The 25988-nt window shown below is 66.3% G+C and carries 29 protein-coding genes; 10 read left to right on the plus strand and 19 right to left on the minus strand.

Features of this window, described 5'->3' with window-relative positions:
• Nucleotides 1–102 precede the first annotated feature (102 nt).
• From AX692_RS08540 to AX692_RS08560, 7 genes are all read right to left on the minus strand, one after another.
• Nucleotides 103–1152 carry a ribonucleotide-diphosphate reductase subunit beta gene (locus tag AX692_RS08540; RefSeq protein WP_073973768.1) on the minus strand — a complete coding sequence of 350 codons (1050 nt, stop codon included), beginning with the start codon at nucleotides 1150–1152 and terminating at the stop codon, nucleotides 103–105.
• Between the two features lie 59 nt (nucleotides 1153–1211).
• A complete protein-coding gene (locus tag AX692_RS19610) occupies nucleotides 1212–1400 on the minus strand; it encodes a hypothetical protein (RefSeq protein ID WP_073973767.1) in 189 nt (62 codons plus the stop codon).
• 43 nt (nucleotides 1401–1443) lie between these two features.
• Complete coding sequence (locus AX692_RS20685; RefSeq protein WP_269135528.1) at nucleotides 1444–1575, minus strand: hypothetical protein; 132 nt, start codon at nucleotides 1573–1575, stop codon at nucleotides 1444–1446.
• Nucleotides 1572–2051 carry a hypothetical protein gene (locus AX692_RS08545; RefSeq protein WP_073977636.1) on the minus strand — a complete coding sequence of 160 codons (480 nt, stop codon included), beginning with the start codon at nucleotides 2049–2051 and terminating at the stop codon, nucleotides 1572–1574. The genes AX692_RS20685 and AX692_RS08545 overlap by 4 nt, the downstream gene beginning before the upstream one ends.
• A gap of 31 nt (nucleotides 2052–2082) precedes the next feature.
• Nucleotides 2083–4116: a ribonucleoside-diphosphate reductase subunit alpha gene (locus AX692_RS08550; RefSeq protein ID WP_073973861.1), complete on the minus strand. Its 2034-nt coding sequence runs from the start codon at nucleotides 4114–4116 to the stop codon at nucleotides 2083–2085.
• Between the two features lie 501 nt (nucleotides 4117–4617).
• Complete coding sequence (locus AX692_RS08555; protein WP_155644897.1) at nucleotides 4618–6075, minus strand: hypothetical protein; 1458 nt, start codon at nucleotides 6073–6075, stop codon at nucleotides 4618–4620.
• Between the two features lie 47 nt (nucleotides 6076–6122).
• Nucleotides 6123–7742 carry an AMP-binding protein gene (locus AX692_RS08560; protein ID WP_073973859.1) on the minus strand — a complete coding sequence of 540 codons (1620 nt, stop codon included), beginning with the start codon at nucleotides 7740–7742 and terminating at the stop codon, nucleotides 6123–6125.
• Nucleotides 7743–7876: 134 nt separating this feature from the next.
• Between AX692_RS08560 and AX692_RS08565 the strand changes: the two genes are divergently transcribed.
• Nucleotides 7877–8686 carry a helix-turn-helix transcriptional regulator gene (locus AX692_RS08565; protein WP_073973858.1) on the plus strand — a complete coding sequence of 270 codons (810 nt, stop codon included), beginning with the start codon at nucleotides 7877–7879 and terminating at the stop codon, nucleotides 8684–8686.
• A gap of 217 nt (nucleotides 8687–8903) precedes the next feature.
• Here AX692_RS08565 and AX692_RS08570 read toward each other — a convergent pair whose 3' ends face one another.
• A complete protein-coding gene (locus AX692_RS08570) occupies nucleotides 8904–9440 on the minus strand; it encodes a VOC family protein (protein ID WP_073973857.1) in 537 nt (178 codons plus the stop codon).
• A gap of 126 nt (nucleotides 9441–9566) precedes the next feature.
• Here AX692_RS08570 and AX692_RS08575 point away from each other — a divergent pair, with 126 nt between their 5' ends.
• The 3 genes from AX692_RS08575 to AX692_RS08585 are packed head-to-tail and all read left to right on the plus strand — an operon-like array spanning nucleotide 9567 to nucleotide 12562.
• Nucleotides 9567–10994 carry an aromatic ring-hydroxylating oxygenase subunit alpha gene (locus tag AX692_RS08575; RefSeq protein WP_073973856.1) on the plus strand — a complete coding sequence of 476 codons (1428 nt, stop codon included), beginning with the start codon at nucleotides 9567–9569 and terminating at the stop codon, nucleotides 10992–10994.
• A gap of 6 nt (nucleotides 10995–11000) precedes the next feature.
• On the plus strand, nucleotides 11001–11756 hold the full coding sequence (locus AX692_RS08580) for an SDR family NAD(P)-dependent oxidoreductase (RefSeq protein ID WP_073973855.1): 756 nt from the start codon (nucleotides 11001–11003) through the stop codon (nucleotides 11754–11756).
• Entirely contained in the window at nucleotides 11753–12562 is an 810-nt protein-coding gene (locus AX692_RS08585; protein WP_073973854.1) for a sugar phosphate isomerase/epimerase family protein, read from the plus strand. The genes AX692_RS08580 and AX692_RS08585 overlap by 4 nt, the downstream gene beginning before the upstream one ends.
• A gap of 53 nt (nucleotides 12563–12615) precedes the next feature.
• On the opposite strand, the gene AX692_RS08590 is transcribed toward AX692_RS08585, so the two are convergent.
• From AX692_RS08590 to AX692_RS08600, 3 genes are all read right to left on the minus strand, one after another.
• The gene (locus tag AX692_RS08590) at nucleotides 12616–12927 is read right to left on the minus strand and encodes a GIY-YIG nuclease family protein (protein ID WP_073973853.1); all 312 of its coding nucleotides are present in this window, start codon (nucleotides 12925–12927) and stop codon (nucleotides 12616–12618) included.
• A gap of 119 nt (nucleotides 12928–13046) precedes the next feature.
• Nucleotides 13047–13946, minus strand: a complete 900-nt coding sequence (locus AX692_RS08595; RefSeq protein WP_073973852.1) for an alpha/beta fold hydrolase — start codon at nucleotides 13944–13946, stop codon at nucleotides 13047–13049.
• 33 nt (nucleotides 13947–13979) lie between these two features.
• Nucleotides 13980–14915, minus strand: a complete 936-nt coding sequence (locus tag AX692_RS08600) for a TraB/GumN family protein (protein WP_073973851.1) — start codon at nucleotides 14913–14915, stop codon at nucleotides 13980–13982.
• A 122-nt stretch (nucleotides 14916–15037) separates the two neighbouring features.
• Between AX692_RS08600 and AX692_RS08605 the strand changes: the two genes are divergently transcribed.
• Nucleotides 15038–15553: a hypothetical protein gene (locus AX692_RS08605; protein WP_073973850.1), complete on the plus strand. Its 516-nt coding sequence runs from the start codon at nucleotides 15038–15040 to the stop codon at nucleotides 15551–15553.
• Here the strand turns inward: AX692_RS08605 and nadB are convergent.
• On the minus strand, nucleotides 15550–17175 hold the full coding sequence (gene nadB, locus AX692_RS08610) for an L-aspartate oxidase (protein ID WP_073973849.1): 1626 nt from the start codon (nucleotides 17173–17175) through the stop codon (nucleotides 15550–15552). The two genes, AX692_RS08605 and nadB, sit on opposite strands and share 4 nt — an antisense overlap.
• A gap of 214 nt (nucleotides 17176–17389) precedes the next feature.
• Here nadB and AX692_RS19615 point away from each other — a divergent pair, with 214 nt between their 5' ends.
• Nucleotides 17390–17581 (plus strand): hypothetical protein, encoded by a 192-nt coding sequence (locus AX692_RS19615; RefSeq protein ID WP_073973848.1) that lies wholly within the window; start codon nucleotides 17390–17392, stop codon nucleotides 17579–17581.
• Nucleotides 17582–17621: 40 nt separating this feature from the next.
• Here the strand turns inward: AX692_RS19615 and AX692_RS08615 are convergent, their stop codons facing one another.
• The gene (locus tag AX692_RS08615) at nucleotides 17622–18572 is read right to left on the minus strand and encodes an ABC transporter ATP-binding protein (protein WP_073973847.1); all 951 of its coding nucleotides are present in this window, start codon (nucleotides 18570–18572) and stop codon (nucleotides 17622–17624) included.
• Between the two features lie 72 nt (nucleotides 18573–18644).
• Between AX692_RS08615 and AX692_RS08620 the strand changes: the two genes are divergently transcribed.
• From AX692_RS08620 to AX692_RS08630, 3 genes are all read left to right on the plus strand, one after another.
• Nucleotides 18645–18905, plus strand: coding sequence for a zinc-finger domain-containing protein (locus AX692_RS08620; RefSeq protein WP_073973846.1), 261 nt, complete (start codon nucleotides 18645–18647; stop codon nucleotides 18903–18905).
• 94 nt (nucleotides 18906–18999) lie between these two features.
• Nucleotides 19000–19476 (plus strand): hypothetical protein, encoded by a 477-nt coding sequence (locus tag AX692_RS08625; RefSeq protein WP_073978071.1) that lies wholly within the window; start codon nucleotides 19000–19002, stop codon nucleotides 19474–19476.
• 72 nt (nucleotides 19477–19548) lie between these two features.
• Nucleotides 19549–20013: a hypothetical protein gene (locus AX692_RS08630; protein WP_073973844.1), complete on the plus strand. Its 465-nt coding sequence runs from the start codon at nucleotides 19549–19551 to the stop codon at nucleotides 20011–20013.
• Here the strand turns inward: AX692_RS08630 and AX692_RS08635 are convergent.
• From AX692_RS08635 to guaA, 6 genes are all read right to left on the minus strand, one after another.
• Nucleotides 19974–20468 carry a hypothetical protein gene (locus tag AX692_RS08635; protein WP_155646463.1) on the minus strand — a complete coding sequence of 165 codons (495 nt, stop codon included), beginning with the start codon at nucleotides 20466–20468 and terminating at the stop codon, nucleotides 19974–19976. The genes AX692_RS08630 and AX692_RS08635 overlap by 40 nt on opposite strands.
• Before the next feature lie 278 nt (nucleotides 20469–20746).
• The gene (locus AX692_RS08640) at nucleotides 20747–21721 is read right to left on the minus strand and encodes an NAD(P)H-dependent flavin oxidoreductase (protein WP_073973842.1); all 975 of its coding nucleotides are present in this window, start codon (nucleotides 21719–21721) and stop codon (nucleotides 20747–20749) included.
• Nucleotides 21722–22009: 288 nt separating this feature from the next.
• Nucleotides 22010–22654 (minus strand): YceI family protein, encoded by a 645-nt coding sequence (locus AX692_RS08645; protein WP_073973841.1) that lies wholly within the window; start codon nucleotides 22652–22654, stop codon nucleotides 22010–22012.
• Between the two features lie 78 nt (nucleotides 22655–22732).
• A complete protein-coding gene (locus AX692_RS08650) occupies nucleotides 22733–23113 on the minus strand; it encodes a type II toxin-antitoxin system VapC family toxin (RefSeq protein WP_073973840.1) in 381 nt (126 codons plus the stop codon).
• Nucleotides 23097–23390, minus strand: a complete 294-nt coding sequence (locus AX692_RS08655; protein ID WP_073973839.1) for a type II toxin-antitoxin system Phd/YefM family antitoxin — start codon at nucleotides 23388–23390, stop codon at nucleotides 23097–23099. The genes AX692_RS08650 and AX692_RS08655 overlap by 17 nt, the downstream gene beginning before the upstream one ends.
• A gap of 135 nt (nucleotides 23391–23525) precedes the next feature.
• Nucleotides 23526–25118 (minus strand): glutamine-hydrolyzing GMP synthase, encoded by a 1593-nt coding sequence (gene guaA, locus AX692_RS08660; protein WP_073973838.1) that lies wholly within the window; start codon nucleotides 25116–25118, stop codon nucleotides 23526–23528.
• A gap of 267 nt (nucleotides 25119–25385) precedes the next feature.
• Between guaA and AX692_RS08665 the strand changes: the two genes are divergently transcribed.
• On the plus strand, nucleotides 25386–25697 hold the full coding sequence (locus tag AX692_RS08665; protein ID WP_073973837.1) for a UrcA family protein: 312 nt from the start codon (nucleotides 25386–25388) through the stop codon (nucleotides 25695–25697).
• The last annotated feature ends 291 nt before the right edge of the window (nucleotides 25698–25988 follow it).

A 25988-nucleotide genomic window follows, 5' to 3' on the forward strand; every position in this document is an offset into this window, starting at 1 on the left:
TCTGCGTAATCTGCAAGTCGAAAGAAATATACTTTCCGTGCGACCTCAATTTGCATACCCACTCCTAAAGATTTCAGCACTCCATTTCGTTGAGGCTAGCCCCTACTCCGCAGCCTCAGCCCCAAACAGCCCGGCCTCGGCCTCAACGCCCTCGCCCGGCTCGTTCGCAGCCTTCGCCTTCTGCCGCTTGTCGAACGACGACCACACGGTGTTCCAGTCACCCCGCGTCGCGCCCTTCGAATATTCCGTCGCGCGGGTTTCGAAGAAGTTGGCGTGTTCCACCCCGTTGAGCAGCGGCGTGAGCCACGGCAGGGGGTGTTCCTCGATCATGTAGATCTCCTGGAGGCCCAGCTGCTTGAGGCGCCAGTCGGCGATGTAGCGGATGTAGCGCTTGATCTCCTTGGCGCTCATGCCGTCGACCGGGCCCATTTCGAAGGCGAGGTCGATGAAGGCGTCCTCGAGGCGGACGGTCTTCTGGCAGATGTCGATCAGGTCCTCCTTCACCGCCTTGGTGAGGCACTGGCGTTCCTCGCAGAAGGTGTGGAAGAGCTTGATGATGCCCTCGCAGTGGAGGCTCTCGTCGCGGACCGACCAGCTGACGATCTGGCCCATGCCCTTCATCTTGTTGTGCCGCGGAAAATTCATCAGCATGGCGAAGGAGGCGAAGAGCTGGAGCCCCTCGGTGAAGCCGCCGAAGGCTGCCAGCGTGCGGGCGATGTCTTCATCGGTGTCGACGCCGAACTGGCCGAGGAAGTCGTGCTTGTCCTTCATCTCCTCGTATTCGAGGAAGGCGCTGTATTCCGCCTCGGGCATGCCGATGGTGTCGAGGAGGTGCGAGTAGGCGGCGATGTGCACCGTCTCCATGTTGGAGAAGGCGGCGAGCATCATCTTGACCTCGGTGGGCTTGAACACCCGGCCGTAGTTTTCGTGGTAGCAGTTCTGCACCTCGACATCGGCCTGGGTGAAGAAGCGGAAGATCTGCGTCAAAAGGTTGCGCTCGTGATCGGTGATCTTCTGCGCCCAGTCGCGGCAATCCTCGCCCAGGGGGACTTCCTCGGGCATCCAGTGGATCTGCTGCTGGCGCTTCCAGAAGTCGTAGGCCCAGGGGTACTGGAAGGGCTTGTAGGTCGGGCGGGCTTCGAGCAGCGACATGGGCGGGTTACTCCTTCAGGTGTTCTTGTATCAGATACGGGGACGCAGCGCGTCCGGATTCAGCGGCCCCAATAGGCGACGAGGATGATCAGGCAGAAGGGCACGAACATGCCGACCATCGCGATGTGGATCATCGCGGCGTTGAACGAATGGCCGGGCGTGTCGCGCTTCAGCTCGCGCACGGCATTGATGCCGAACCACAGGCTGACGGCGAGGCCGAGCAACGCGGCGGCGACGGGTATGTTCATGGCCTTGCCCTTTCCTTCGCCGGGCTCCTGCGGCGCGCGGGCATCAGGAGAACAGCCGGTAGATTTCCCCGCCGAAATCCATCAGCTGGGGATAGAGCACGAAGAACAGCACGATCAGCACGGCGATGGCGAGCCAGCGGCGCCACGGGCGGCGGGGGGCGGTATTGTCGGTCACGCGTCGTTCTCCTCTCGTATCAGGCGTATCACGACCAGCACCACCAGGCTGGCGGCGAGCAGGCCGAGGGCGAGCACCCCGGCCCCGATATAGCCGCCGACCGCATCGCTCGGCGTGTCGCCGCTGCCCGGCGGCAGCAGCTCGGCGAGCGCGCGGCTGATCCGGTTGGTGACGATCAGCGCGCTGCCGACGAAGGCGAGCAGCGCAAAGAGCGTCACCGCGCCGCGCCACAGCGGACCGGCGCTGCGTCCGGCGAACCAGCCGAGCACCAGTGCGGCGAGCGCGAAGAGGAAGGCGAAGAACGCCGTCCGCGTCGCCTCGAGCATCGCCAGCCGCGCCGCGATCGGCAGGTCGGCCCAGACCTCACCGAGGAACTGGAGCACGCCCAGCGTCATCACGCCCGAGGCCGCCGCGCAGGCCACGAGCGGCCGCAGCGCCGTCTCGCCGGTCCGATCCTGGCTGGTTTCGTCCGTCATGCCGTCCCCCCGAACCGACGCCGGCGAGCGCCTACTGGCAGCTCAGGCATTCCTCGTAATCGGTCTGCTCGCCCGAGGCGCTCAGCTCGATCTTCGGGGCTTCCGAGGTGTTGTCGGCCTCGACCCCGCCGGCGAAGCCTGCGCGCTGCACGCTCTTGGAGCGCAGGTAGTAGAGCGACTTGATGCCCTTCTCCCAAGCCTGGTAGTGCAGCATCATCAGGTCCCACTTGTCGACATCGGCCGGGATGAACAGGTTCAGCGACTGGGCCTGGTCGATATAGGGCGTGCGGTCGGCCGCGAATTCGAGCAGCCAGCGCTGGTCGATCTCGAAGCTGGTTTTGTAGACCGCCTTTTCCTCCGGCGTCAGGAAGTCGAGGTGCTGGACCGAGCCGCCCCGCTCGAGGATCGAGTTCCAGACATTGGTCGAGTTCTTGGCCTTCTTGTCGAGCAGCTTTTCCAGATAGGGGTTCTTGACGATGAAGCTGCCCGACAGGGTCTTGTGGGTGTAGATGTTGGCCGGGATCGGCTCGATGCAGGCGCTGGTGCCGCCGCAGATGATGCTGATCGACGCGGTCGGCGCGATCGCCATCTTGCAGCTGAAACGCTCCATCGCGCCCATGTCGGCCGCGTCGGGGCAGGGCCCGCGCTCCTGGGCGAGCAGCATCGAGGCCTCGCACGCCTTGGCGTGGATGTGCTTGAACATCGTGAGGTTCAGCGCCTTGGCCATCGCGCTCTCGAAGGCGACGCCCTTCTGCTGCAAGTACGAGTGGAAGCCCATCACCCCGAGGCCCACCGAACGCTCGCGCGCGGCGGAATACTTGGCGCGGGCCATCTCGTCCGGCGCGCGGTCGATATAGTCCTGCAGGACGTTGTCGAGGAAGCGCATCACGTCCTCGATGAAGAGCTTGTCGCCCTTCCACTCTTCCCAGGTTTCCAGGTTGAGCGAAGACAGGCAGCACACCGCCGTGCGGTCATTGCCCAAGTGGTCGATGCCGGTCGGCAGGGTGATTTCCGAGCACAGGTTCGAGGTCGAGACCTTGAGGCCGAGATCGCGGTGATGCTTGGGCATCATGCGGTTCACGGTGTCGGAGAAGACGATGTAGGGCTCGCCGGTGGCAAGGCGGGTCTCGACCAGCTTCTGGAACAGCGAACGCGCATCGACCTTGCCGCGCTCCGACCCGTCGCGGGGCGACCGCAGGGTGAATTCGGCGCCTTCACGCACGGCCTGCATGAATTCGTCGGTGACGAGCACGCCGTGGTGCAGGTTGAGCGCCTTGCGGTTGAAGTCGCCCGAGGGCTTGCGGATTTCGAGGAACTCCTCGATTTCCGGGTGCGCGATGTCGAGATAGCAGGCGGCCGACCCGCGCCGCAGCGAGCCTTGGCTGATCGCCAGCGTCAGCGAATCCATCACGCGCACGAAGGGGATGATCCCGCTGGTCTTGCCGTTGAGGCCGACCGGCTCGCCGATGCCGCGCACATTGCCCCAATAGGTGCCGATCCCGCCGCCCTTCGAGGCGAGCCACACGTTCTCGTTCCAGGTGCCGACGATCCCTTCGAGGCTGTCCTCGACCGAGTTGAGGTAGCACGAGATCGGCAGGCCGCGGTTGGTGCCGCCGTTCGACAGCACCGGGGTCGCGGGCATAAACCACAGGTTCGAGATGTAGTCGTAGAGCCGCTGGGCGTGCGCCTCGTCGTCGGCATAGGCATCCGCGACGCGGGCGAAGAGGTCCTGGTAGGTCTCTCCGGGCAGCAGGTAGCGATCGGTCAGGGTTTCCTTGCCGAAATCGGTGAGGCGCGCGTCGCGCGAGGGATCGGTCACCACCGTGAAGCGGCGATCATTGACCTTCTTGCTGTCGGTCTTGCCCGCGTCCTTCATGGCCGTGGCCATGGCGCCTGCCAGCGCCTCGCCAGCCTTGGTCGCGATCAGCGCATCGGAACCGGTATCGGTGGTCTTCATCGTCATCGCCTTCTCGTTTTCGGCAGGCTTTTCATCCCCCGCGCTGGCGCCGGTTTGCACATCGTTGATCACATCATCCGGCACGTTGTCGCTCGCCTTGAAATCCATCTGAAGCCCCACTTGTCCCCCGAATCATCGCTATGGCACAAGTGGCCATGTTCTGATTCTGTTCTATACCGGCGGGTCCACAGACTTGCCAACAGTTCGCCCCCGTTCGGGCGTGCGGGCAAGTCGGTTGATCCCGTTCCGAACGCGCGGCGGGCCCGTGTTCCGCGGAGACTCCTTTCCCGATCACTCCGCTGGGGAGCGGCGGGGAAGTCACCATGGGTTGGGGGTCCGATTTGCGCCGAACCACTAGATGATGAATCAGCCGCGGACTCCCGTCAACGGTCGATTAAGCACCTAGTTACCATGACGGGGGTGTTTCAGGCCCGTGTCAAAGCCGCGACGCATGGAGCAAGCTTGAGTCGCGGAGCCCGCAAGCCCCAAATTGAATCTGTGAAGAAAAATATGGGGAGTGAATCATTCGAATCCAGCGGTGAATCTTTTGCACGCTGGGGGCTTCGAATGTTGCGCGGGGAGGGGTGAGAACAGCCGCGCGGGCCAGAGCTAGTCCTTGTTGACCGGCTTTCCGAGCACGGCGACCAGCATCAGGCTCATCGCCCAGCCGAACAGGATTTCGAACCACATCAGCCAACGTAGCAAGGTGCCTGGCCACAAGGTTTTGCCCGGAGGGTCTTCGACGATCGGTGCCCAGTCGGTCTCCTGCTGCAAGTCGACCAACGGGAGAATTAGATCGAGCGAGTACATCAGCGGTTGGAAGGTGGTGTACTCGGCAGGCATGGCGGAGCAGCGGGTCCACGGCGTCTTGCCGCTTTCACCTCCGTGGCCGCATTGCTGCTCAACCTCCCCGGAAAGAGCCGGGCTGTTGTAGAGCGGTGTCGTCGGCCCGATGTAGCCAGATTGACCGCCGAAGTGGAATGCGGCCGTCGCTAGGAGCCAAACCACCAGCATGGCCCGCACGGTCTTTAGCGGTCGGTAGCCATATCCGGCGAGGAAGCCGTAGAACCAGTGAAGCAACTGCGCGAAACGCCCGCCCACCTTGCCAGCGCGCCGCATCCTCTCCTGCTTGGCAATCGCGACCTTGGTAGCCTCCAAAGGATGTCCCATATCTCGCAGGGTTTTGATCAATTGCTCCCACGGCTGGGGCGACCAATCATCACTGTTTAGTTGGTCCGGGCGTTGTCGCTCAAGCCAGCGGATGCGAGATTCGGCATCGGTAGGACCAATGATCCGGTCATAGTGCAGCCCATCCAAAACATGCCCACCGCCTGCCCAACAGGCGTCATCGTCGACCAAAGTGCCAATCCGTGCGGAAGTCAAGGAGATCGCGCCGTCGATTTTGGCTTTGCGTAAGAATATACTGCCCGCTACCTTCATACCGTCAGCACTGATAACAATGCCCTTCGAATTGGTGAAAGTGCCGCCATCGCAATAAAGTACGCCGCCAATACTTGCCCCAAGCAGGCGGACTTGTCCCGTCGCAGTAAATCCCTCGTCCAAAAAAACTCCACCCGAAACCTTCATGCGATCAGCGCGCAGTCCCGGCAACTTGCTCTTGCGAAGGGCCAACTCTGATAAACGCGCCGCCGTGAAAATGGGCACTTCCACAAAATGGCAATGCACCATGGATAGCCGCCAAGGCAAATGACACTGGTGCAGGTCGAGCGTCCCAGTCACCCATGAGCCCCGCATCATCACGCCTTCCTCACACACCGGGTGGTCTTCATCACCACCCAGCGCAAGGAAGCGAATTAGTGCTGCACGGATGGTGTTAGCTGCGCTAGCCGCCTCGGGGCAACTGCCATCCCAACGATCCGGCTCCCAAGCTTCACCTCGCGCGCAGCATCCAACCAGCCGCTCCTCCGCGGCGCTAAGCTTCGGGAAATCGCCTAGCCAGCGGCCATGCGCTAAGCCCTTGGGCCGCGCGGGCTTGGGTACCACCGAGCGGGCGGGCTTTTTCGTGGCCGGTTTCTTTGCCGCAGGTGTCGTGGGAGTGCGCGCCATGACCGCAATCTTGCAGGCACTTCAGCCGCTTGGCAATCCCACCCGGCCTATCCCCCGGCCCCGTCCGCAATCGCCTGCGCGGTCTTGTAGTCCGGCTTGCCGTTGTTGAGCCGCAGCGACTGCTCGGTGAACACATAGAGCCGCGGGATCTTGTAGCCCGCCAGCCCGGCGCGGGCGTGGGCGTCGAGCGATTCGATCAGCGCGGCGCGGTCGCCTTCGAACTGCACCACCGCCACGACCTTGCGCCCGAAGCGCGGATCGGGCAGGCTCACCACGCGCACGTCCTTGACCGCGGGGTGGGCGAGCAGCACCGCTTCGACCTCCTCGGGAAAGACCTTCTCGCCGCCGGTGTTGATGCACATGTTGTCGCGGCCGATGAACTCGAGGGTGCCGTCCGCCGCCCAGCGCGCGCGGTCGCCGGTCATCAGCCAGCGCTGGCCGTCGATCACGGGGAAGGTCGCCGCGTTCTTCGCGTCCTCGCCGAGGTAGCCCAAGGGCAGCGGCCCGGTGCGCGCGACGATGCCGACGCCCTCGGTGCCGGGGTGGATTTCGGAGAGGCGCTCGTCGAACAGTTTCGTTTCGCGGCCCGGGAGCGGCTGGAACTTGCCCCCGCCCGAGGATCCCGCTGCGGTGGTGACGACGATGCCGGTGCCCGAGCTTTCGGAGGAGCCCAGCGCGTCGACGATCGTCAGCGTCGGGTGGTGCGCGATCAGCCGCGCCTTCAGCGCAGGCGAGAACACCGCGCCCGAGGAGGTGATGCTCCGCAGCGATGCCAGCGCCGCGGCCCCATCGCCCCGCGCGTCGAGCCGGTCGGCGAGCGGCAGCGCGAAAGCGTCGCCGACGATGAAGATGCCGCGCGCACCCAGCCGCGCCGCCTCGTCGAGCGCCAGATCGGCGTCGAACTTGGGCGCGGGCAGCAGCGCCAGCGTGCCGCCTTTCAGGAGGTGGATCATCGCGGTGAATTGCCCCGCGCCGTGCATCAGCGGCGAGAGCAGCAGCAGCGGCGAGGTGCTCGCCGGGTGATCGGGGCCGATTGCAGCGGCCTCGGCGACCTGCTCGGCAAGGCTCGCGGTGACCAGCGGAGGCGTCCCCGGCGGGCGCTGCCAGACGCCGATGTTGAACGCCTGCCATGCCTGATCCATCGGCCACATCACCGCCTTGGGCATCCCCGTGGTGCCCCCGGTGGCGGTGAGGAACAGCGCTTCGGGATCGGCGTGGAGCGCGAAATCCGCGGGGAGCGGGGTGCCGCACAGCGCCGCCCACTCCGCGCCGCCGACATCGACCGTCAGCGCCCCCTCCGACATCGCCTCGCGGGCCAGATCCGAAAAGTCGCTCTCGGTGAACAGCGCCTTCAATCCGAAGCGCTGGAAAATGTCGGCGAGCTCCCGGGCCTTGTAGTGGTAGTTCACATTGACCGGCACCACCCCCGCCTTCACGCAGCCGAACCAGGCGAGCATATAGTCGGGGGTGTTCCTGAGCATCTGCCCCGCGATGTCGCCGATCTGGAGGCCCCTCGCGCGCAACCCGGCGGCGATCCGGTCGGTGAGGGCGTCAAGCTCGCTCCAGGTCACCACCCGCTGCCCGTGCAGCAGCGCGGGCCGCTCGGGCGGGAACGCCTGCGCCAGCGCCTTCAGCGCCACACCGAAATTCGCTCCCGCAAACGCCATCCCGCGCACCTCTCCTTGTCATTTTCGCTAGCCCCTGCCGCGCCCGCCTTCCCCTAGGTAAATGATGAGGACATTGCCGAATCTTGCGTTAGAAGGGATCGGCGGGAGAACAATGGAGAGGAGCGAGGCTGACGATGGCCCATAATGTTGTCGAGCTGCGGACGCCGCAAGGCCGCGAATCGCTCGAGCAGTTGCTCGAGTCCGTCACCATCACCTGCCCGGAAGACATCCACGATGCCGCGGTCAACCCCGCCCGCATCGCGCAGGAGCGCGGCATGCAGATCGCGGTGTGCGACGACATTTCCTCCAAGGAGCCGATGGTCGATGCCGACGGCACGATCCTCAACGCCGACATCTTCCGCTGGCTCGACGACGGCGCGCGCTGGTGGGAGGACCACCGCCTCGCGCTGCACTCGCCGCTGCCGCGCGCGTGCCGCTACGAAAGCGAGCCCTTCTGGGTCAACCAGCACGGTTTCAACACCCGCTGGCGCAACCACTACCTCGCCGAGATCGACCTCGCCGATTTCGAGAAGCGCGCGCTGTGCAAGGCCGCGATCGTGATCCCGGTGCACCTGCCCTTCGGCCAGATTTCCGCGTCGAGCTTCATCTCGATGGACCGCGACAAGGAGGACCTCGCCGCCGAGTTCGCCGAGTACGGCGCGCTGTTCGCGATGGTCACGCGCTGCTTCGTCGCGGGCTACGTTCAGGCCCACCGCACCAAGCGGCGCATCCCCTCCGACTGCGTGCTGTCCAAGCGCGAGGTCGAATGCCTGCGCTGGGCGGCGATCGGCAAGACCGACAAGGAGATCAGCATGATCCTGAGCCGCTCGCACGCCACGATCCGGTACCACATCCACCGCGCGGGCGAGAAGCTCGACAGCGTCAACCGCGCGCAGACGATCTTCAAGGCGGGGCAGCTGGGTTACTTGGGGGCTTCTGATTAGCGCAGCCGCCTCCGCGGCTGCGTCCTCGGTGCTGTTTCGATCCCTGCGGGATCGAGCACCTGCGGCTCGCGCCGTGCGCTCGCGGCCCTGCGGGCCGGATCAGCGCAATTCTTCGTCATTGCGAGGAGCCGCAGGCGACGCGGCAATCCATCGACCGACCGCGTTCCGCAAAGTCGGGCCATGGATTGCTTCGCTTCGCTCGCAATGACGAGAGGAGTTACCCCAACTTCCTCAACGGCTCCGCGCCATCCCAGCCCACGCCCGCCGCCTTGATCATCCCGAACAGGTCCGGCCCATCCTTGGCCTGCTGGAGGATCTCCACCAGCGTCCCCGGCCCGCCCCCGGCATCGACATAGATCACCTGGCTGGTGCCGAAATTCCCCTCGATCACCACCTCGGCCCCTTCCGCCTCGCACACCGCGCGGGCGTGGGCGAGGTCGTCGACGAGGATGCACACATGGTGGAGGCCATTGCCGGTCGCGCCATAATCGCCGCGGTAGATCGAGGGATGCGCGTCCCTCGGGCGGATCAGCTCGATCTGGAGGTCGCCCCAATAGGCGAGCGCCAAGTCGAACACCGCCTCGGTCGGCTCGCCGCGATACTTCATCCCCTCGAGGTGAATGCCCTCGATCAGGAAAAACGGCCCGACGCCCATGACCTGCGTCCAATGCGTCACCGCCGCGTCGAAATCCTCCGGCACGAAGGCGAGTTGCATCACCTCGCCCAGCGACGCGATCTTGCCGGCAACAGCCATGTTCCTCTCCAATCCGATAGTGTGCCCTGCGCGCGAAGCTGTGTGATATTCTCCCCCTGAGACACTGCACAAAGTGCGAGGACGAGAGGCGGGGGCACTCCCCCCGATGAGGACCGGAACATTCCCATGAACGAGATCAAGGACATTGCCCGCGGCGACCGCTGCCCGGGGATCAGCTACACCGACATGCTCAACGGCGACACCCGCCGCGCGCCCGATTACCTGTTCGAGGAATCGCACATGGAACTGGGCGACGATCCGCTGCCGGTGGCGCCCTATATCTCGGAGGAATTCGCCCGCCTCGAACGCGAGAAGATGTGGCCCAACGTCTGGCTCTTCGCCGCGCGCGAGGACGAGATGCCGGATGCGGGCGACACGGTCGTCTTCGACATTGTGGGCAAGAGCTTCCTGCTGATCCGCCAGAAGGACGGCAGCGTGAAGGCCTTCTACAACGCCTGCCTCCACCGCGGCCGCAAGCTGCGCACCGAGAGCGGCGCCTCGGTTCAGCTGCGCTGCCCCTTCCACGGCTTCACCTGGAGGAACGACGGCAGCCTCAAGGAAATCCCCTGCGCGTGGGACTTCAAGCACCTCGAAGGCAAGGACATGAGCCTGCCCGAGGCGCGCGTGGAGCTGTGGCAGGGCTTCGTCATGCTGACGGAGAACCACGCCCTTCCCGATTTCAAGACCTGGCTGGGCCCTGCGGCGTCCCACTACGAACGCTACGATTTCGCCAACCGCTACACCGGCATGTGGGTGCAGAAGAGGATCCCCGCCAACTGGAAGGCGACCGCGGAAGCCTTCATGGAGGCCTGGCACTCGATCACCACCCACCCGCAGCTGCTCGCCTTCCTCGGCGATGCCAACACCCGCTACGACCTGATCGGCGATCACTTCAACCGCGCGATCACGCCCTCGGGCGTGCTCTCCCCGCATGTGAAGGGCAAGAATTCGGACTACGTCCTCGAGAAGATGAACGAGTTCTCGGGCGGGCAGGACGCGCGCACCAACCGCCGCTTCTCGGCCAGCGAGGAAGTGCCCGAAGGCTACGATGCCGACGATCCGCTCGGCGCGCGCAAGATCCTTGCCGAGGCCGGGCGGCAGGGCTTCGCGGCGCAATATGGCTACGACTATTCGGACGCCGCCGACACCGAGATCCTCGACAATTTCACCTACAACATCTTCCCCAACTTCGCGCCGTGGATCGGCTTCCTGCCGACGCTGGTGTACCGCTGGCTGCCCGGCGACACGCCCGACTGGTGCATCATGGAAATCCGCCTGCTGTTCCCCACCCCCAAGGGCGAACCCCGCCCGCGCGCTGTCGCCATGACCTATATTCCCGATGACCAGCCCTTCGCCTGGGCGAACGACATCATGGGCCCGCAGCTCGCCAACGTCTTCGATCAGGACATGGCGAACCTGCCTTACGTGCAGGAAGGGATGAAGGCGATGAAGGACGGGCTGATGGAGCTCGGCCACTATCAGGACAGCCGGGTGCGGCATTTCCAGACGACGCTGATGAAATATGTCAACGGGGAGCTGCCTGCGGTTAAGTAGCGCCGCATGACCTTCTCCTTCGACCTCTCGGGGCGCACAGCCCTCGTCACCGGCGCGTCATCGGGCCTCGGCACCCGCTTCGGGCGCATCCTTGCGGCGAGCGGGGCGAAGGTGGCGCTCGGCGCGCGGCGCAAGGACCGCCTCGAGGCGCTCGCAGCCGGGATCGGCCCGCAAGCCGCCGCCGTCACCATGGACGTCGCGCGCGAGGCCGACATCATCGCCGGGTTCGATGCCGCCGAGGCCGCGTTCGGCTCCCCAGTCGACACGGTCATCGCCAATGCCGGGGTCGACGGCGCTGGCATGGCGACCGCCATCTCGGAAGGTGAGATCGAACAGACCCTCGCCATCAACTTGAAAGGCGCAATCCTCACGGCACGCGAGGGCGCGCGGCGGATGATGGCGCAGGGCACACCCAAGGGCCGGATCGTCCTGATCGCCTCGATCACCGCCTTCGAACCTTCCCCCGGCCTTGTCGCCTATGCCGCGAGCAAGGCGGGCGTGGTGCAGGCGGGCCGCACGCTTGCGCGCGAATGGGCGCGCGCCGGGATCAACGTCAACACCGTCTCCCCGGGCTATATCCGCACCGCGATCAACGATGCGTGGTTCGATACCGAGGGCGGCCAGAAGCAGATCGCGAAGTTCCCCAAGCGGCGGCTGATGGGCGAAGAGGGATTGGACGCGATGATCCTGTTCCTGTGCTCGGACGCCTCCGAGTTCGTGACCGGCACCGACTTCGTGCTCGACGACGGGCAGACGCTGTGACCAGAAGGCTGATCTCGCTCGCCGCCGGGATCATGCCCGAGGCCACCCCCGCCCAGCTGATCGAATGCGCCGCCGCGTCCGATTTCGACTTCGGGGGCATGTGGATCGAAAAGGACAGCTGGACCCCCGCCACCACCCGCGCGATCCGCGCACAGGCGCGGGATGCGGGCGTCACGCTGCTCGATTGCGAGGTCGCGTGGATCATTCCCGGCCCGCCCGATCCGTGGCTGACCGAACTGGTCGACATCGCCGCCGAGCTGGGCGCGAGGAACCTCCTGTGCGTCTCCTCCGACCCCGACATGGCCGCCACCACCGCCAAGTTCCAGACGCTGGTGAGCGCGGCGGCGGGCACCGGGGTCAGGGTCAACCTCGAATTCGGCATCTTCACCGAGGTCAAGACCATCCACATGGCCCGCGCCGTGCTGGAAGCCGTCGAGGGCGAGGCCAAGGCGCTGCTGGTCGACACGCTCCACTGGGCGCGCTCCGGGGGGACGGCGGAAGACCTGGAAGCGATCCCGCGCGCGTGGTTGAGCTACTGCCAGCCCTGCGACGCGCCCGCCGAGAGGCCGGACGTGACCAGCTTCGACGCGATCATCGACGATGCGATCAACCGCCGGATGCCCCTCGGCCAAGGCGGTCTCCCGCTTGCCGCGATGGTCGATGCCCTGCCCGCGCATCTGCCGATGGCAATCGAGGAACGCTCGGCAGCCTTGCGTGACGCCTACCCCGACCTCGTCGAACGCGCCCGCCAATGCGCGCGCACCAGCCGCGCGTGGCTGGAGGGGTGGCACCTATCCGGCACGTGATCCATTCGGTGCCCAACCAAAATTCGTCACCCCGTGCTTGACACGGGGCTTGGCTAATCTTCTCCGGCAGCAGAACCGAACCATCGGTCCCAAAGAGAATCCCAATCGGAATTGTCGGCCTCGATCAGCGCGAACTTCCATTCGCGGCGCCACTCCTTGACGCGTTTCTCCCGCGCGATCGCTTGGCGGATATCGTCATGGTGCTCGACATAGACCAACCGTGTCTTCCCGAAGTCGGCAACATGCCGCGAGCCTGTGCCTTCGCGGTGCTGGAAGACGCGCGCCAAGGTATCAGCCGTCATGCCGACATACATGCCGCCGCGATAGCGGTTCGCCATGATGTTGACCCAGCCGCCCTTCTCCATCGGCTGAATGTCGGCGCGTGTGGCGGAAAAGAAAAGCCAAGCCCCGTGTCAAGCACGGGGTGACGATTGATGGATTGGCATTCCGGGCGACAACATCACTTCGCGGCAGCGGCAAACCATCAACCCCCCCGCGCGTGGCTCCCGATTTCGCTCGCGAGGCGCGGCACCAGTTTCAGCGGCAGGTCGTGGCCCCAGCCGGGGATCGTCACCAGCCGTGCGCCGGGGATCGCGGCGGCGGTCGCTTCGCCGCCGGGGAGTTTGACCAGGGGGTCGGCCTCGCCGTGGAGCACCAGTGTGGGCGTCCTCACCGCGCCGAGGCGCTTGGTGCGGTCGCCGTCGTCGAGGATCGCGGCGAGCTGGCGCGGGAGCCCCGCCGGGTAGACCGAACGGCGCATGTTCGCGAGCACCCGCTCGCGCTGATAGGCCTCGTCGAACGGGAACTCCGCGCTATCGGGCGTGCCGATGTTGCGGATGATGTTGAGGCCGTGGGCGACCAGCGTCTCCTCGTCGGTGCCCTTCAGCGGCGCGGTCAGCGCGCCGATCGCGTTGGGCTCGGCCTGGGGCAGCCTGCCGCTGCCGGTGGTCGACATGATCGAGGTCATGCTCATCAGCCGCTCGGCATGGTGGATTGCCATCAGCTGGACAATCATCCCGCCCATCGAGGCGCCGACGACGTGGGCGCGGTCGATCCCGAGCGCATCGAGCACGCCGATCCCGTCGTCGGCCATGTCCTTGAGGGTATAAGGCACCTTGGCGGGAAAGCCGATCTTCTTGCGCAGCACCTGCACCGCGGGCGAGGGCGCGCGCTGGCCTTCCATCTTCTGGGAGAGGCCGATGTCGCGGTTGTCGTAGCGGATCACCCGGAAGCCTTCGCTCGCCAGCGCCGCGACCAGCTCGTCCGGCCACAGCGTCATCTGCGCGCCGAGGCCCATCACCAGCAGCATCGCCGGCGCTTGCGGGTCGCCGTGCTCCTCGTAGAAGATTTCGATGCCGGTATTGGGGGTGGTCAGGGTGGGCATGTGTCAGGCGGGTCCTCTATCGGCCCCGCGCGGTCATTTCCACGGGGGTCCGGCGATATCGAAGCCGCGTGCATCCAATTGGTCAAGCACCCCTTGCGGCTCCGCCAACACCCTTAGCGGCACGACCGCCAGCGTGGTGCCCTTGGCCGCGCTCGCCTCGGCAATGCGGTCGACCCAGATGGTGCGCAGTTCCGATCCCAGAGTCTCGTCCGCCCAGGGCCAGCACTGGCCGAGCGCGCTTTCGAGCGGGTTGTTCATCACCGCAGGGATCTTGAACCGCCGCCAGTTGGTGGCGCGCTCCTCGACGATTCCCGGCCCCGCCTCGACCGCATCCATCGCCGCGACGAGGCAGGGGATATGGGCGGTGGGGGGCGCTTCGAACAGGTTGTCGATCACGTCCTCGCCCCGCAGCGTCGCGGCGCGGGTGATCGTGATATCGGCCTTCTCGGCCGCGTCCTTCACCACGTCCGAGGCATCGCGCGCGGTGTCCTTGTTGAAGCGCAGCTCCTCGCGCAGCATCCGGAACGAGGTGAGCAGGAACGACTGGCGCGAATAATCCTCCTCGTGCGCCGCGGCGAGCGCTTCGAGGCGCTGGAGCTGGGCGGCGTCGAGGTAATCGCTCGCCACGGTCTTGTCGGGCAGCTTGGTGAGCTTGCCCCCTGAGAACATCAGCCGGAAGATGTCGCCGGGCGAGATCTTGGGCCGCGCGCCGAGGATCACGCGGTCGGCGGCGCGGGTGGCTTCTTCCAGACGCGCGGGCTCCCACGGGGTGGTTTTCGGAATGGCCCGGATCTCGCCGACGAGGATGACGGTGCCGGTCGGCGTCTCGACAATCCACATCGGCGCGCCCGAGCGCTGCGCGGTGACGACGATGGCGTTTTCGGATTCGGTGGGAGTGGGGGCGTCCTGGGCGGCGAGGGGGGCGGCGATCAGCGCGGTAAGGCACAGCAGCATCATCAATTTGTACATCGCGCGTCCTTTTCCCCTTAGATGCAAGGCGATATACGATCTAGGCACGTGACATGAACGTTGCCCAAACAATATGCGCCGCCGGCACCGGTTGCGCGGAAGAAAGGCGAAGGGAGCATACCGTGAGAAACGAGATCAAGGCTATGATGCTCGTTTGGGCCACAGTTTCGGCATCGGTCACTCATTCGCAGAACGTCCCCGCAACACAGGTCGGCACAACTGGCAAGATCGAGCCGGGTATGATCATTGGAAGCAACAGTGATCAGACGATCAATGGTTGGCAAGGTCGCGGAGGCGGGCTTTACGCGAAACGGACGTTCGAAAGAGACGTCGCCGTGGAGCGGAACACGTGCTGCTACTCAGTGTTCGAGAAGGATGGCACCTACACTGTTGCGATCAGCGTGGCCGTCGGGAGAAATGCGACCGGCGGCGTTTTAGCGGAGAAGATCGTGGCGACAAGGGAGATACAGACCCCGGTCGGCTATGAAGAAACCGACTGCTCCCTGTTGTGGATCGATCCAGCCTTGTCATTCTACAACCCCAAGAATGATATGGCGATTTCTTATGTGATCGTCGACGACGAGGTTCGCGAAATCAGGTATGTCGATCTGGACGACAACTGCTATGAGGGCGACTAAGGCACCAACACCGTATCCTTCGCCTCGTCCGCCAGCTCGGGATAATCCAGCGTGTAGTGCAGCCCCCGGCTCTCCTTGCGGTGCAGCGCGGACTTCACGATCAGCTCGGCCGATTGCAGCAGGTTGCGCAGCTCGATCAGGTCGGTCGTCACGCGGAAGGCGCCGTAGTAGTCCTCGATCTCGCGCTTCAGCAGTTCGATCCGGCTCGCGGCGCGTTCCAGCCGCTTGGTGGTGCGCACGATGCCGACGTAGTTCCACATGAAGCGGCGGATTTCGGTCCAGTTCTGCTTGATGACGATCTCTTCGTCGGAATCGGTCACGCGGCTTTCGTCCCACGGGAGGATCGCGGGGGGCGCTTCCAGCGTGTCCCAGCGCGCGAGGATATCCTGCGCGGCGGCCTCGCCGAAGACGAAGCATTCGAGCAGCGAGTTGGACGCCAGCCGGTTCGCGCCGTGGAGGCCGCTTTCGGTGCACTCGCCCGCCGCCCACAGGCCCGGGATGTCGGTGCGCGCCTGCAAATCCACCACCACCCCGCCGCAGGTATAGTGCTGTGCGGGCACGACCGGGATCGGCGCGACCGTCATGTCGATCCCGAGGCCCATCAGCTTGTCGTAGATCGTCGGGAAGTGGCCGCGCACGAAATCGGGGTCCTCGTGGCTGATATCGAGGTGGACGTAATCGAGGCCGAAGCGCTTGATCTCGGCATCGATCGCGCGGGCGACCACGTCGCGCGGGGCCAGTTCCATGCGCTCAGGGTCGTAAAAGGTCATGAAGCGCTTGCCGGTGCGCGGGTTGATCAGCCGGCCGCCTTCGCCGCGCACCGCCTCGGTGATGAGGAAATTCTTGGTCTCGAGATGGTAGAGGCAGGTCGGGTGGAACTGCATCATCTCCATGTTGGAGACCCGCGCCCCCGCGCGCCACGCCATCGCGATCCCGTCCCCGGTCGCGCCGCGCGGGGCGGTGGAGAACTGGTACACACGCCCCGCGCCGCCAGTGGCGAGGATCGTGGCGCGGGCGACATGGCGCTCGACATGGCCGGTGGCTTCATCCAGCGCATAGACCCCCCACACGCGGCCCGCGGCCGAGAACTGCTCGCGGTGGCGGTCGGTGATGAAGTCGATGCAGGTTCTACCGGGAAGCAGGGTGATGTTGGGATTGGCCTCGGCCGCCTTGAGCAGCGCCGATTGCACCGCCCAGCCGGTGGCGTCGTCGACATGGACGATACGGCGGTGCGAATGGCCGCCCTCGCGGGTGAGGTGGAGTGCTTCGGCCTCGCGGTTGAAGGGCACGCCCAATTCGCACAGCCGGTCGATCGAGGCGGGGGCGCGGCTGATCACGAATTCGACCGTGGCAAGATCGTTCAATCCCGCCCCCGCCACCATCGTGTCGCGCACGTGATTGTCGAAGGTATCGCCCGCATCGAGCACCGCCGCGATCCCGCCCTGCGCCCAGGCGGTCGACCCGCCGGTGAGCGAGCCCTTGGCCAGCACCAGCACCCGGGCGTGCTCGGCGAGCGCCAGCGCCGCGGTCAGCCCCGCCGCGCCCGAGCCGATCACGAGCACATCGTGGCCCGGATCATCCGGCGCATCCTGTGGGCAGGACAAGGCTTCATCGATCGCCATTGCCGGGGCATTGCCGCGCAATTGGGGCGGCAGCAAGAGACAATTGGCTTGCTTTAGCTTTGGTCAGGAGACGCAGTATTTTCCCCTAGGTTGCACTGCAACACGGTGCTAGACCCGCAGGCCCGCGCGAAAACCGACGCAGAAGCGGCGCGCGCCTGCCGGGTCGCAACATCTTGAACGCTAGCCTTAACCTCTCACCGGGGCCCCATAGTCCATGTCCGTTTTCCAGTCGATCGCGTGCCTGTTGAACCAGCATCAGCCCATGCGCCGCGAGGTCACCTGGAACGGACGCCACTATATCGGGGTGTGCCGCCATTGCGACGCCCCGATCCAGCGCCTCGGGCGGCGCCGCTGGCGCAAGCGCAAGGATGCAGGCAGAGGAAGCGGCGAGCCGAGCTCGACCTGAGCGCGCGCCCGGCCCCCCGCACCCCGCGCGCCGGGCAGCCTCACACGGCGGCGGTCAGCTGGACGAAGACATCCTCGAGATCGGCCTCCCGCGTGGTCACATCGGCAATCACCAGCCCCTGCGCCTGAAGGATGCCGAGCACCTGGCCCGCATTGAGGCGGTCCTTGTCATAGATCACCGTGACATCGCGCGCGCCGTCCCATTCGACCTTCGCGAAGGCCTCGTGCGCCGGGGCGGCGGCGAGATCCTCGACCGCCGTCACCGCGACCACCTTCTCGCGCGCCATGCCGACCAGCTCGCGGGTCGGCTTGTCGGCGATCACCTGCCCGTGGTTGATGATCGCGATCCGGTCGCACAGCTCCTCGGCCTCCTCGAGGTAGTGGGTGGTGAGCACCACGGTCACGCCTTCGCGGTTCAACTCGCTGACCAGCTCCCACAATTGGCGCCTGAGGTCGACATCGACCCCGGCGGTGGGCTCGTCAAGCACGAGGATCGGCGGCGAATGGACCATCGCCTTGGCGACCAGCAGCCGCCGCTTCATCCCGCCCGAGAGTGTGCGGGCATAGGCGTTGCGCTTGTCGGAGAGGCGCACTGCTTCAAGCAGCGCCTCGGAACGCCGCAGCGCAGCGGGAATGCCGTAGAAGCCCGCCTGGTTCTCGAGCACCTCGAAGGGGGTGAAGAAGGGGTCGAAGACGATCTCCTGCGGGACGATCCCGATCGAGCGTGACGCGTTGCGGCGGTGCCGGTCGATGTCGAAGCCCCAGATCTCGGCGCTGCCCGAGGTCTTGTTGACGAGGCCCGCAAGGATGTTGATCAGCGTCGACTTGCCCGCGCCGTTGGGGCCGAGCAGCCCGAAGATCGAGCCCTGCGGCACGTCGAAGGTGACCCCGCCCAGCGCGAGCTTGCCCTCGGTCATCGTGCCCTTGGCGCCCTTGGCGGGGGCATAGCGCTTGACGAGGTTGTCGATGCGGATTGCGGGTTCGGTCGGCATGGTGCTGGCCTAGGCAAGCGCACAAGCAAAGGCAATTGCACACGTGCCCGCGCGCCTGTATCGGCAGGGGCCATGAGCATTCCTCCTCCCGAGACCCTGCTGGTCGAGACCCACCGCGTGTCTTGCGACGGCGCGACCGGCATCCGCGGCGGCGCGGGCTTCCGCCCGGCGGCGCTCGGCCATCCGCGCGTGTTCCTCGAGATCGACGAGCACGGCTATGTCGATTGCGGCTATTGCGACCGCCGCTTCGTCCTCAAGGGCGGTCCGGCAGACGGCGCGGCGCAGGCGGGGCTGCCCGACATCGCCTCGGGGGCCGACGCTGGCCACCGCTGAGCTGCGGGGGGCCGCGGCGGCGGGTCTGGCGGCGGCGCTGATCGCCGCGCCGACGGGCGCAGCGGCCAAGCCCGGCTGCGAGTTGATCGAGGTGATGTTCGCCAAGGGCGATGCACGGCTTCAGGGTGTGGGCCTGATGGTCAACGCCAAGGGGCTGCTCGACATGACGCTCGACGGCAAGCCCTCCTTCTTTCGCGATGCGAGCGATTGCGACATCGACAGCCCGCAGGAAGGGTTCGACCTCGGTTGCGAGTGGGACTATCCCGCAGGCGAGGGCGAGGCCGCCGAACGCGATTTTTCGCGGATGGTCGGGCGGCTGAATGCGTGTCTGCCCACGCCGCTCGAGGCGGTCGCCCAAGTCACCTATACCGAGGCGCAGATCGAAGAGTTGGGCGCGAAATACGGCCCGTCCTTCGCCGAATACCTGCGCACCAAAAAGCAGCTGGGCAAATTCGAAGCCAGCATTCCGGCGGGCGCGGACGCCGATGTGTCGCTCGAGATCGAACTGCGGCTGGAACGCGACGATCGCGACGGCAGTCTGGAGATCTCGGTTAGCTTTAACCGATACTAGGAATGGCCCGCTCAGCCCCGGTTAAGGCTGGGTATGGAACGGTTGGCCCCCAGAATTGAAGGAGATGTCCGCATGCATCGTATCTCCCGCCATCCCCGTGTGCTGATCGGCTGCCTTGCCGCGGCCCTCGCCGCCGCCGCGTTCCCGGCTGCCGCGCAGGGCGATGTCGAGGCCGAGGCTGCCGCCGCGCCGCCGAGCAAGGGCGAGCAGCGCCTCGCCAAGCTGCTCGCGGGCCGGGTCGCGGGCGAGCCGGTGCGCTGCATCCGCGCCTTCCGCAACGTGCCGATGCAGACGATCGAGGGCACGGCCTATGTCTACGGCTCGGGCAACACGATCTGGGTGCAGCGCACCCGCGATCCCGGACAGATCGACGAGGACGACGTTCTGGTGATCAATCGGCGCGAAGCCACGCAGCTGTGCCGCTTGGATTTCACGACGACGATCGACCGCTTTACCGGCTTCTTCACCGGCGCGGTGTTCCTGGAGGACTTCGTGCCCTATACCCGCGTCAAGGCGGCAGGCGCCGGCGAGGGCTGAGGCAGGCGCTCGGCGAGCGCCGGGCCGCGCAGCGGATCGGCCCAATTGCAACGCGTCCCGCAGGCGCAGGCGCTGCGGATCGCCTCGCTGAACCCGCAGGTCGGCTCGCCCATGACACCGAGATGGCGACATTGGCTGCGCGCCTCGCCAAAGCGCTGGTCGAGATGGAGCGCGGCCGCGTCGGGGCCGGCGAGCACCCGCTGGGCGCGGCGGTAGGCGCTGATCTCGGCATGGAGCTCGCCCAGCGAATCGGCGGCCGCAAGGGCCGTGCGGCGTTCGGCCCGCGCCGCGTCCAGGCACGGGGCCGCGCCCGATGCGCGCAGCGCGGCGGGCTGCGCCGGGGCCTCTGCCGGCTCGCCGCCCGCGGGCTTGGCAGCCGGGGCCGTGTCCTCGGCCCCGGCGATGCCGCCCTGCCAGCGCCCGAACCCCCACGCGGTAAGCGCGATGCTGATCATGATTGCGCCAAGCGCAGCCTGGCCACCTGCAAGGAATTCCATCACCACCTCCCCGTCCAATTCCTCCGGAGAGCGTCCCACCGCCGCCCGGAGGCAAGTTGCCTCACACGCGCAGCCGACCCCCTCCAGAATCGGCTTGTCGCGCTTTTACAAGTTGCCGCACTGCGGCAGCGGCGAGAATGCGGAGCAATACCTAGCCGCCACCGACGGGCGCTGGCAGCGAACGGCTCGGCGACGGAATCGGCGGACCCATCGGGCGCGGGGTGTGAGAGGCGCGATCAACCGCGAGCCATGGCCTGCATCCGGGCGATGATCTCCTCGGCCTGGAGCATGATGCGGTCGATCAGCTCCTGGCAGGTGGGGATGTCGTGGATCAGGCCGGCGACCATGCCGCAGCTCCACGCGCCCGCGTCCATCGTGCCTTCCATCATGATCTTGGGGTAGACCCCGGCGACCTCGGGGAGGATGTCCTGGATGGTGATGGCATCGCCCAGGTCTTTCTCCTTCTGGATCAGGCGCTCGACCGCGGCATTGTTGAGCACCCGCTCGGTGTTCCGGAGCGGGCGCATCACGAGGCGCGTGTCGAGCTCGCTCGCCGCGAGGATCGCCTGCTTGACGTTCTCGTGCACCGGCGCTTCCCTGGTCGCGATGAAGCGGGTGCCCATGTTCATGCCCGCCGCGCCCATCGCGAGGGATGCGACGAGGCTGCGCCCGTCGGCCATGCCGCCGCTCGAGACAAAGGGGATCTCCAGCTCGTCCGCCGCGCGCGGCAGCAGGATGAAGTTGGGCACGTCGTCCTCGCCCGGGTGGCCGCCGCATTCGAAGCCGTCGACGCTCACCGCATCGCAGCCGATCTCCTGCGCCTTCAAGGAGTGGCGCACCGAGGTGCACTTGTGGATCACCTTGATCCCGGCATCCTTGAGCGGCGGCAGCAGCTCTACGGGATTGCGTCCGGCGGTCTCGACCACCTTCACGCCGCCCTCGATCACCGCCTTGACCAGCCCCGGATAGTCGGGCGGGGTGAGGGTCGGCAGGATCGTCAGGTTCACGCCGAAGGGCTTGTCGGTCATGTCCTTGCAGCGCGCGATCTCGTTCGCGAGCTTCTCGGGCGTACCCTGCGTCAGGCCGGTGATGATCCCGAGGCCCCCGGCGTTCGAGACCGCCGCGGCCATCTCGGCAAAGCCGACATAGTGCATGCCCCCCTGGATGATCGGATGCTCGATGCCGAACATTTCGGTGATCGCGGTCTTCATGGCGTGTCTCTCCCGTCTAGGGCCCTTGGGGGGGCCGAGTTGCGGGGGAGACAAGCCGAGTTGGCGGTCGCTTTCAAGCCCGCTTTTGCGAGGCGCCAGTATGCATGGGCGCGCCCCCCGCGCGCCGTAGCGTCAGGCCGCCGGGAATTTTCGGGAGGAACCGGGCGGCGGAGAGGCGGTGGGATCTGTGCGCCTTGCCGGCCGCCCGGCAAGGCCCCTGATGCCGCAAGCCCCGTGCGCACGCCTTGATCCAGCGCAAAGCCTTCGAAACGGAGCGAAAACCCCGCCTCAGCCGCGGCTGAAGGCGAGCGTGAAGGTGACCGGCACCGCGGGCGTGATCGAGGGCAGCTGGGCGAGCGCGCGCAGTTCCCCCAATTCGTCGGTCAGGCCGAACATGTCGGTCGAGACGATCACCGGCGCGGCGCTCACCACGAGCACGCGGTCTGCCGCGGTGCGGGTGACCAGCACTTCGGTCTCGACCTCGGCGCTCGCGCCCTTGATCGTCACTTCGGCGGTGAGCGGTCGCAGCACCGACTGGCCGACCGCGAGGCCCGCAAAGCGCGCCGGATCGAGCCGGGCCGTGACTGTCGCGGCGGGATTCTCGGCGACCGCGAAGAACACCTCGCGCATCCGCTCGTCGCGGACCTCGACCCCGGTGCTGACCGAGGCGAGTTCGATGCTGAGGCTCGCCGTGCCATCGGCGGCGACGCTGCCCGAGAGCGTATCGAAGCGGTTGTTCTCGGCCACCTCGCCCGCCTTGATCGAAACATAGGCGAGGCGCGAGGCGGCCGGGTCGAGGCTCCACGCCCCCTCGGTCACCGGGGCGGGTGAGGCGGTGGCTTCAGCCAGCGGCGCATCGGCCTCGGGCCCTGCACAGGCGGCAAGGGCGAGGGCGAGGGAGGCGCTCAGGGAGAGGGGAAGATGCGGCCGCATGGGTGGAGCGATATGCGATTTGATGGCAGGGCGGAAGGGGCCGAAATGCGCAAGGCTGGGGACGCTTGCCGCTTCAGGTCACTCCCAGATTACCTCAAGGCCGGGATAGCGCGCGATATTCGCATCCGCCGTCACCAGCGGCATTTCGAGTGCGATCGCATGGGCGACCAGCATCCGGTCGACCGGATCGCGGTGGATCGGCGGCAGCGTTGGCGCGAGCGGCCAGAGCGCGGAAGGATAATCGATAAGCGAGAGCTGAAGCTGGTCTTGCAGTTCCTCAAGCGCCGCACTCTGCGGAAGGCGGCCACGATGTCTGAGGTCGGCATATTCGAAAGCCGTCACCGCGCTGATGCAGAGCGCCTCGTCCGGATCGAACAGGCGGTCGCGGACGGATTGCCGCAGGCGCGGGTTGCCCTCGCCGATCCACACCAGCACGTGGGTGTCAATCAGCAGTGTCATTCATGCGCCCAAGCCGTTCTTCCGACGGCACCCGGTCCGCCTTGAGAGCTTCGAGACTGGTGTCGAAACCCTTGAACGCCTCGCGGTACATCCCGAAGGCCGCGCGGCGCTTGGCGGCGATCTGTTCGCGGGTGAGGGGCTGGGTCTCGCGCGCCGGGATGATCTCGGCCTCTGGCTTGCCGTCGCGCTGAATGATCACCCGCTCGCCCGCCTGCACCGCGCGCAGCAGCTCCGAGAGGCGGGTCTTGGCGTCACCGATGTTGACGTGGATGGTCATGCTTGGCCAAGTAGCTTGGCCAAGCTGGTTGGTCAAGCTGGAGGCATGGTCTGAGCCGTGCGGCCCTGCCCACGGCACCTTGCGGTGCCGAGTAAACCGGCCGCATCGATCCCCCGGATCAATGCGTGTCGCGGTTTACTCCCACTCGATCGTCCCCGGGGGCTTCGACGTGTAGTCATAGACCACCCGATTGATCCCCTTCACCTCGTTGACGATGCGGGTCGCCACGCGGGTGAGGAAACCGGCGTCGAAGGGGAAGACGTCCGCCGTCATCCCGTCGGTCGAGGTCACCGCGCGCAGGGCGCAGACCGAATCGTAGGTGCGATAGTCGCCCATGACCCCCACCGTCCTGACTGGCAGCAGCACCGCGAAGGCCTGCCAGATCGCGTCGTAGAGCCCGGCGTTGCGGATCTCCTCGAGATAGACCGCGTCGGCCTTCCTCAGGATGTCGCAACGCTCCTTGGTGACTTCGCCGGGGATGCGGATCGCGAGGCCGGGGCCGGGGAAGGGGTGGCGGCCGACGAAGGCGTCAGGCAGGCCCAGCTCGCGCCCGAGATCGCGGACCTCGTCCTTGAACAGCTCGCGCAGCGGCTCGACCAGCGCCATGTTCATGCGTTCAGGGAGGCCGCCGACATTGTGGTGGCTCTTGATCGTGACGCTTGGGCCCCCGGTGAAGGAGACGGACTCGATCACGTCGGGATAGAGCGTGCCCTGCGCGAGGAAGTCCGCCCCGCCGACCTTCTTGGCCTCGGCCTCGAACACGTCGATGAAGGTCTTGCCGATGAACTTGCGCTTGGCCTCGGGGTCGGTGAGGCCGGCGAGGCCGCCGAGGAACAGGTCTTCCGCCTCCACATGAACCAGCGGGATGTTGTAATGGTCGCGGAACAGGGTGACGACCTGCTCGGCCTCGTTCATGCGCATCAGCCCGTGATCGACGAAGACGCAGGTCAGCTGGTCGCCGATCGCCTCGTGGATAAGGACGGCGGCGACGGCGGAGTCCACCCCGCCCGAAAGGCCGCAGATCACCCGCTTGTCGCCCACCTGCTGGCGGATTTCGGCAATCTTGGTCTGGCGGAACTCGGCCATCGTCCAGTCCCCGGCAAGGCCGCAGACGTGGCGCACGAAGTTGGCGATCAGCTTGGCGCCGTCGGGGGTGTGTACGACCTCGGGATGGAACTGGGTGCCGTAGAACTTGCGGGCTTCGTCGGCGATCACCGCGAAGGGCGCGCCGTCACTCGTGGCGACGATCTCGAAGCCGGGGGCGAAGGCGGTGACCTTGTCGCCGTGGCTCATCCACACCTGGTGCCGCTCGCCGACCTCCCACAGGCCGTCGAACAGCGCGCATTCGGCGGTGACGGTGAGGAAGGCGCGGCCGAACTCGCCGCCCTCGCCGGTCTCGTGCCCGGGCCGGACCTCGCCGCCCAGCTGGTGGGTCATCACCTGCTGGCCGTAGCAGATGCCGAGGATCGGCACGCCCGCCTCGAACAGCATCTGGGGTGCGCGGGGACTGCCCTCCGCGGGCACGCTGGCGGGCGAGCCCGAGAGGATGATGCCCTTGGGACGCAGCCGCTGGAACGCGGCTTCGGCCTGAGTGAAGGGGGCGATCTCGGAATAGACCCCCGCCTCGCGCACCCGGCGGGCGATCAGTTGGGTCACCTGCGATCCGAAATCGACGATCAGGATGGAGTCGGGGACGGCGGACTCGCCGCCAAGGGTGTGCGCGCTCATGGCGGCGGATTAAGGAGCGCGCCCCGCGCTGTCCAGCTTCCGGCGCGCGCGATACGCGATTTTGCGGTGCAGCACGCAAAGCGTCGCGGCAATTCAGCGGGTTCCCGGAAATCGCGTATCAATTGATTGCAATCTTTGGAACCAATTTCGCGCATTTCGCATTTGCACATAACTCTTGTGCACTGCACCAGAGTTTCAAACAGCAACCGAATGCCGGACAGCGGCATCGCAAACCCGAAACCCTCTCTCACTTTTCGGAGCTATCCCATGCGTTTCACTCTGCCCCTGATCGCCCTCGTCGCGCTCGCTGCTCCTGCCGCGGCCGAACAGGTCGTCACCGTCAAGATCGGCTACGGCGATGTCGACGTGACCACCGCCGAGGGCCGCGCCGCGCTCGAGGCGCGGATCGACGCGCGCCTCAAGAAGGCCTGCGCGACCCCCGCCGCCGCGCGCTACTCGCACTCCCGCAGCGCGGTCGACAGCAAGTGCGTCGCCGATGCACGCGTCGCCGCGCTCGCCGAGGTCGAGAAGGTGGTTGCGATGCAGCAGCGCAGCGGGCGTGAAGTCGCCGCCAACTGAGCGCGCGCAAGCCTCTGAATTCGCAGGCGGCCGCCGGAGCGTTCCGGCGGCCGTTTGCGTGACATGCACCTAATATATTGCGTTTTACGCAATCGAGTTTGGTGTTTTCGCATTTGAATTCGCGCCGCCGCAATCCCACTTGCCGATCGAGCGATGCGGCGCGTGGCCTCCTCTCCATCCAAGCGCTGATCCGATGCAGAATAGCATGGGGACGCATCGCCCGGTGACGAGGGACCGAGAACGGCTCCCCCCGCCCGCCTGCCGACTGGAAGGGACTGGCCAGCTCTCCCC

This window comes from Erythrobacter donghaensis (genome assembly GCF_001557325.1).
Classification (GTDB): Bacteria; Pseudomonadota; Alphaproteobacteria; order Sphingomonadales; family Sphingomonadaceae; genus Erythrobacter; species Erythrobacter donghaensis_B.

What these genes read in the sequence shown, in the direction of transcription:
- AX692_RS08650 (WP_073973840.1), bottom strand. Translation starts at nt 23,113, where the DNA reads ATGACACTGCTGATTGACACCCACGTGCTGGTGTGGATCGGCGAGGGC.
- nadB (WP_073973849.1), bottom strand. Translation starts at nt 17,175, where the DNA reads ATGGCGATCGATGAAGCCTTGTCCTGCCCACAGGATGCGCCGGATGAT.
- AX692_RS08665 (WP_073973837.1), top strand. Translation starts at nt 25,386, where the DNA reads ATGCGTTTCACTCTGCCCCTGATCGCCCTCGTCGCGCTCGCTGCTCCT.
- AX692_RS08645 (WP_073973841.1), bottom strand. Translation starts at nt 22,654, where the DNA reads ATGCGGCCGCATCTTCCCCTCTCCCTGAGCGCCTCCCTCGCCCTCGCC.
- guaA (WP_073973838.1), bottom strand. Translation starts at nt 25,118, where the DNA reads ATGAGCGCGCACACCCTTGGCGGCGAGTCCGCCGTCCCCGACTCCATC.
- AX692_RS08630 (WP_073973844.1), top strand. Translation starts at nt 19,549, where the DNA reads ATGCATCGTATCTCCCGCCATCCCCGTGTGCTGATCGGCTGCCTTGCC.
- AX692_RS08600 (WP_073973851.1), bottom strand. Translation starts at nt 14,915, where the DNA reads ATGTACAAATTGATGATGCTGCTGTGCCTTACCGCGCTGATCGCCGCC.
- AX692_RS08540 (WP_073973768.1), bottom strand. Translation starts at nt 1,152, where the DNA reads ATGTCGCTGCTCGAAGCCCGCCCGACCTACAAGCCCTTCCAGTACCCC.
- AX692_RS08620 (WP_073973846.1), top strand. Translation starts at nt 18,645, where the DNA reads ATGAGCATTCCTCCTCCCGAGACCCTGCTGGTCGAGACCCACCGCGTG.
- AX692_RS08635 (WP_155646463.1), bottom strand. Translation starts at nt 20,468, where the DNA reads ATGATCAGCATCGCGCTTACCGCGTGGGGGTTCGGGCGCTGGCAGGGC.
- AX692_RS08560 (WP_073973859.1), bottom strand. Translation starts at nt 7,742, where the DNA reads ATGGCGTTTGCGGGAGCGAATTTCGGTGTGGCGCTGAAGGCGCTGGCG.
- AX692_RS08575 (WP_073973856.1), top strand. Translation starts at nt 9,567, where the DNA reads ATGAACGAGATCAAGGACATTGCCCGCGGCGACCGCTGCCCGGGGATC.
- AX692_RS08595 (WP_073973852.1), bottom strand. Translation starts at nt 13,946, where the DNA reads ATGCCCACCCTGACCACCCCCAATACCGGCATCGAAATCTTCTACGAG.
- AX692_RS08625 (WP_073978071.1), top strand. Translation starts at nt 19,000, where the DNA reads ATGTTCGCCAAGGGCGATGCACGGCTTCAGGGTGTGGGCCTGATGGTC.
- AX692_RS08655 (WP_073973839.1), bottom strand. Translation starts at nt 23,390, where the DNA reads ATGACCATCCACGTCAACATCGGTGACGCCAAGACCCGCCTCTCGGAG.
- AX692_RS08545 (WP_073977636.1), bottom strand. Translation starts at nt 2,051, where the DNA reads ATGACGGACGAAACCAGCCAGGATCGGACCGGCGAGACGGCGCTGCGG.
- AX692_RS08565 (WP_073973858.1), top strand. Translation starts at nt 7,877, where the DNA reads ATGGCCCATAATGTTGTCGAGCTGCGGACGCCGCAAGGCCGCGAATCG.
- AX692_RS19615 (WP_073973848.1), top strand. Translation starts at nt 17,390, where the DNA reads ATGTCCGTTTTCCAGTCGATCGCGTGCCTGTTGAACCAGCATCAGCCC.
- AX692_RS08555 (WP_155644897.1), bottom strand. Translation starts at nt 6,075, where the DNA reads ATGGCGCGCACTCCCACGACACCTGCGGCAAAGAAACCGGCCACGAAA.
- AX692_RS08550 (WP_073973861.1), bottom strand. Translation starts at nt 4,116, where the DNA reads ATGGATTTCAAGGCGAGCGACAACGTGCCGGATGATGTGATCAACGAT.
- AX692_RS19610 (WP_073973767.1), bottom strand. Translation starts at nt 1,400, where the DNA reads ATGAACATACCCGTCGCCGCCGCGTTGCTCGGCCTCGCCGTCAGCCTG.
- AX692_RS08590 (WP_073973853.1), bottom strand. Translation starts at nt 12,927, where the DNA reads ATGGAGAAGGGCGGCTGGGTCAACATCATGGCGAACCGCTATCGCGGC.
- AX692_RS08570 (WP_073973857.1), bottom strand. Translation starts at nt 9,440, where the DNA reads ATGGCTGTTGCCGGCAAGATCGCGTCGCTGGGCGAGGTGATGCAACTC.
- AX692_RS08580 (WP_073973855.1), top strand. Translation starts at nt 11,001, where the DNA reads ATGACCTTCTCCTTCGACCTCTCGGGGCGCACAGCCCTCGTCACCGGC.
- AX692_RS08640 (WP_073973842.1), bottom strand. Translation starts at nt 21,721, where the DNA reads ATGAAGACCGCGATCACCGAAATGTTCGGCATCGAGCATCCGATCATC.
- AX692_RS08615 (WP_073973847.1), bottom strand. Translation starts at nt 18,572, where the DNA reads ATGCCGACCGAACCCGCAATCCGCATCGACAACCTCGTCAAGCGCTAT.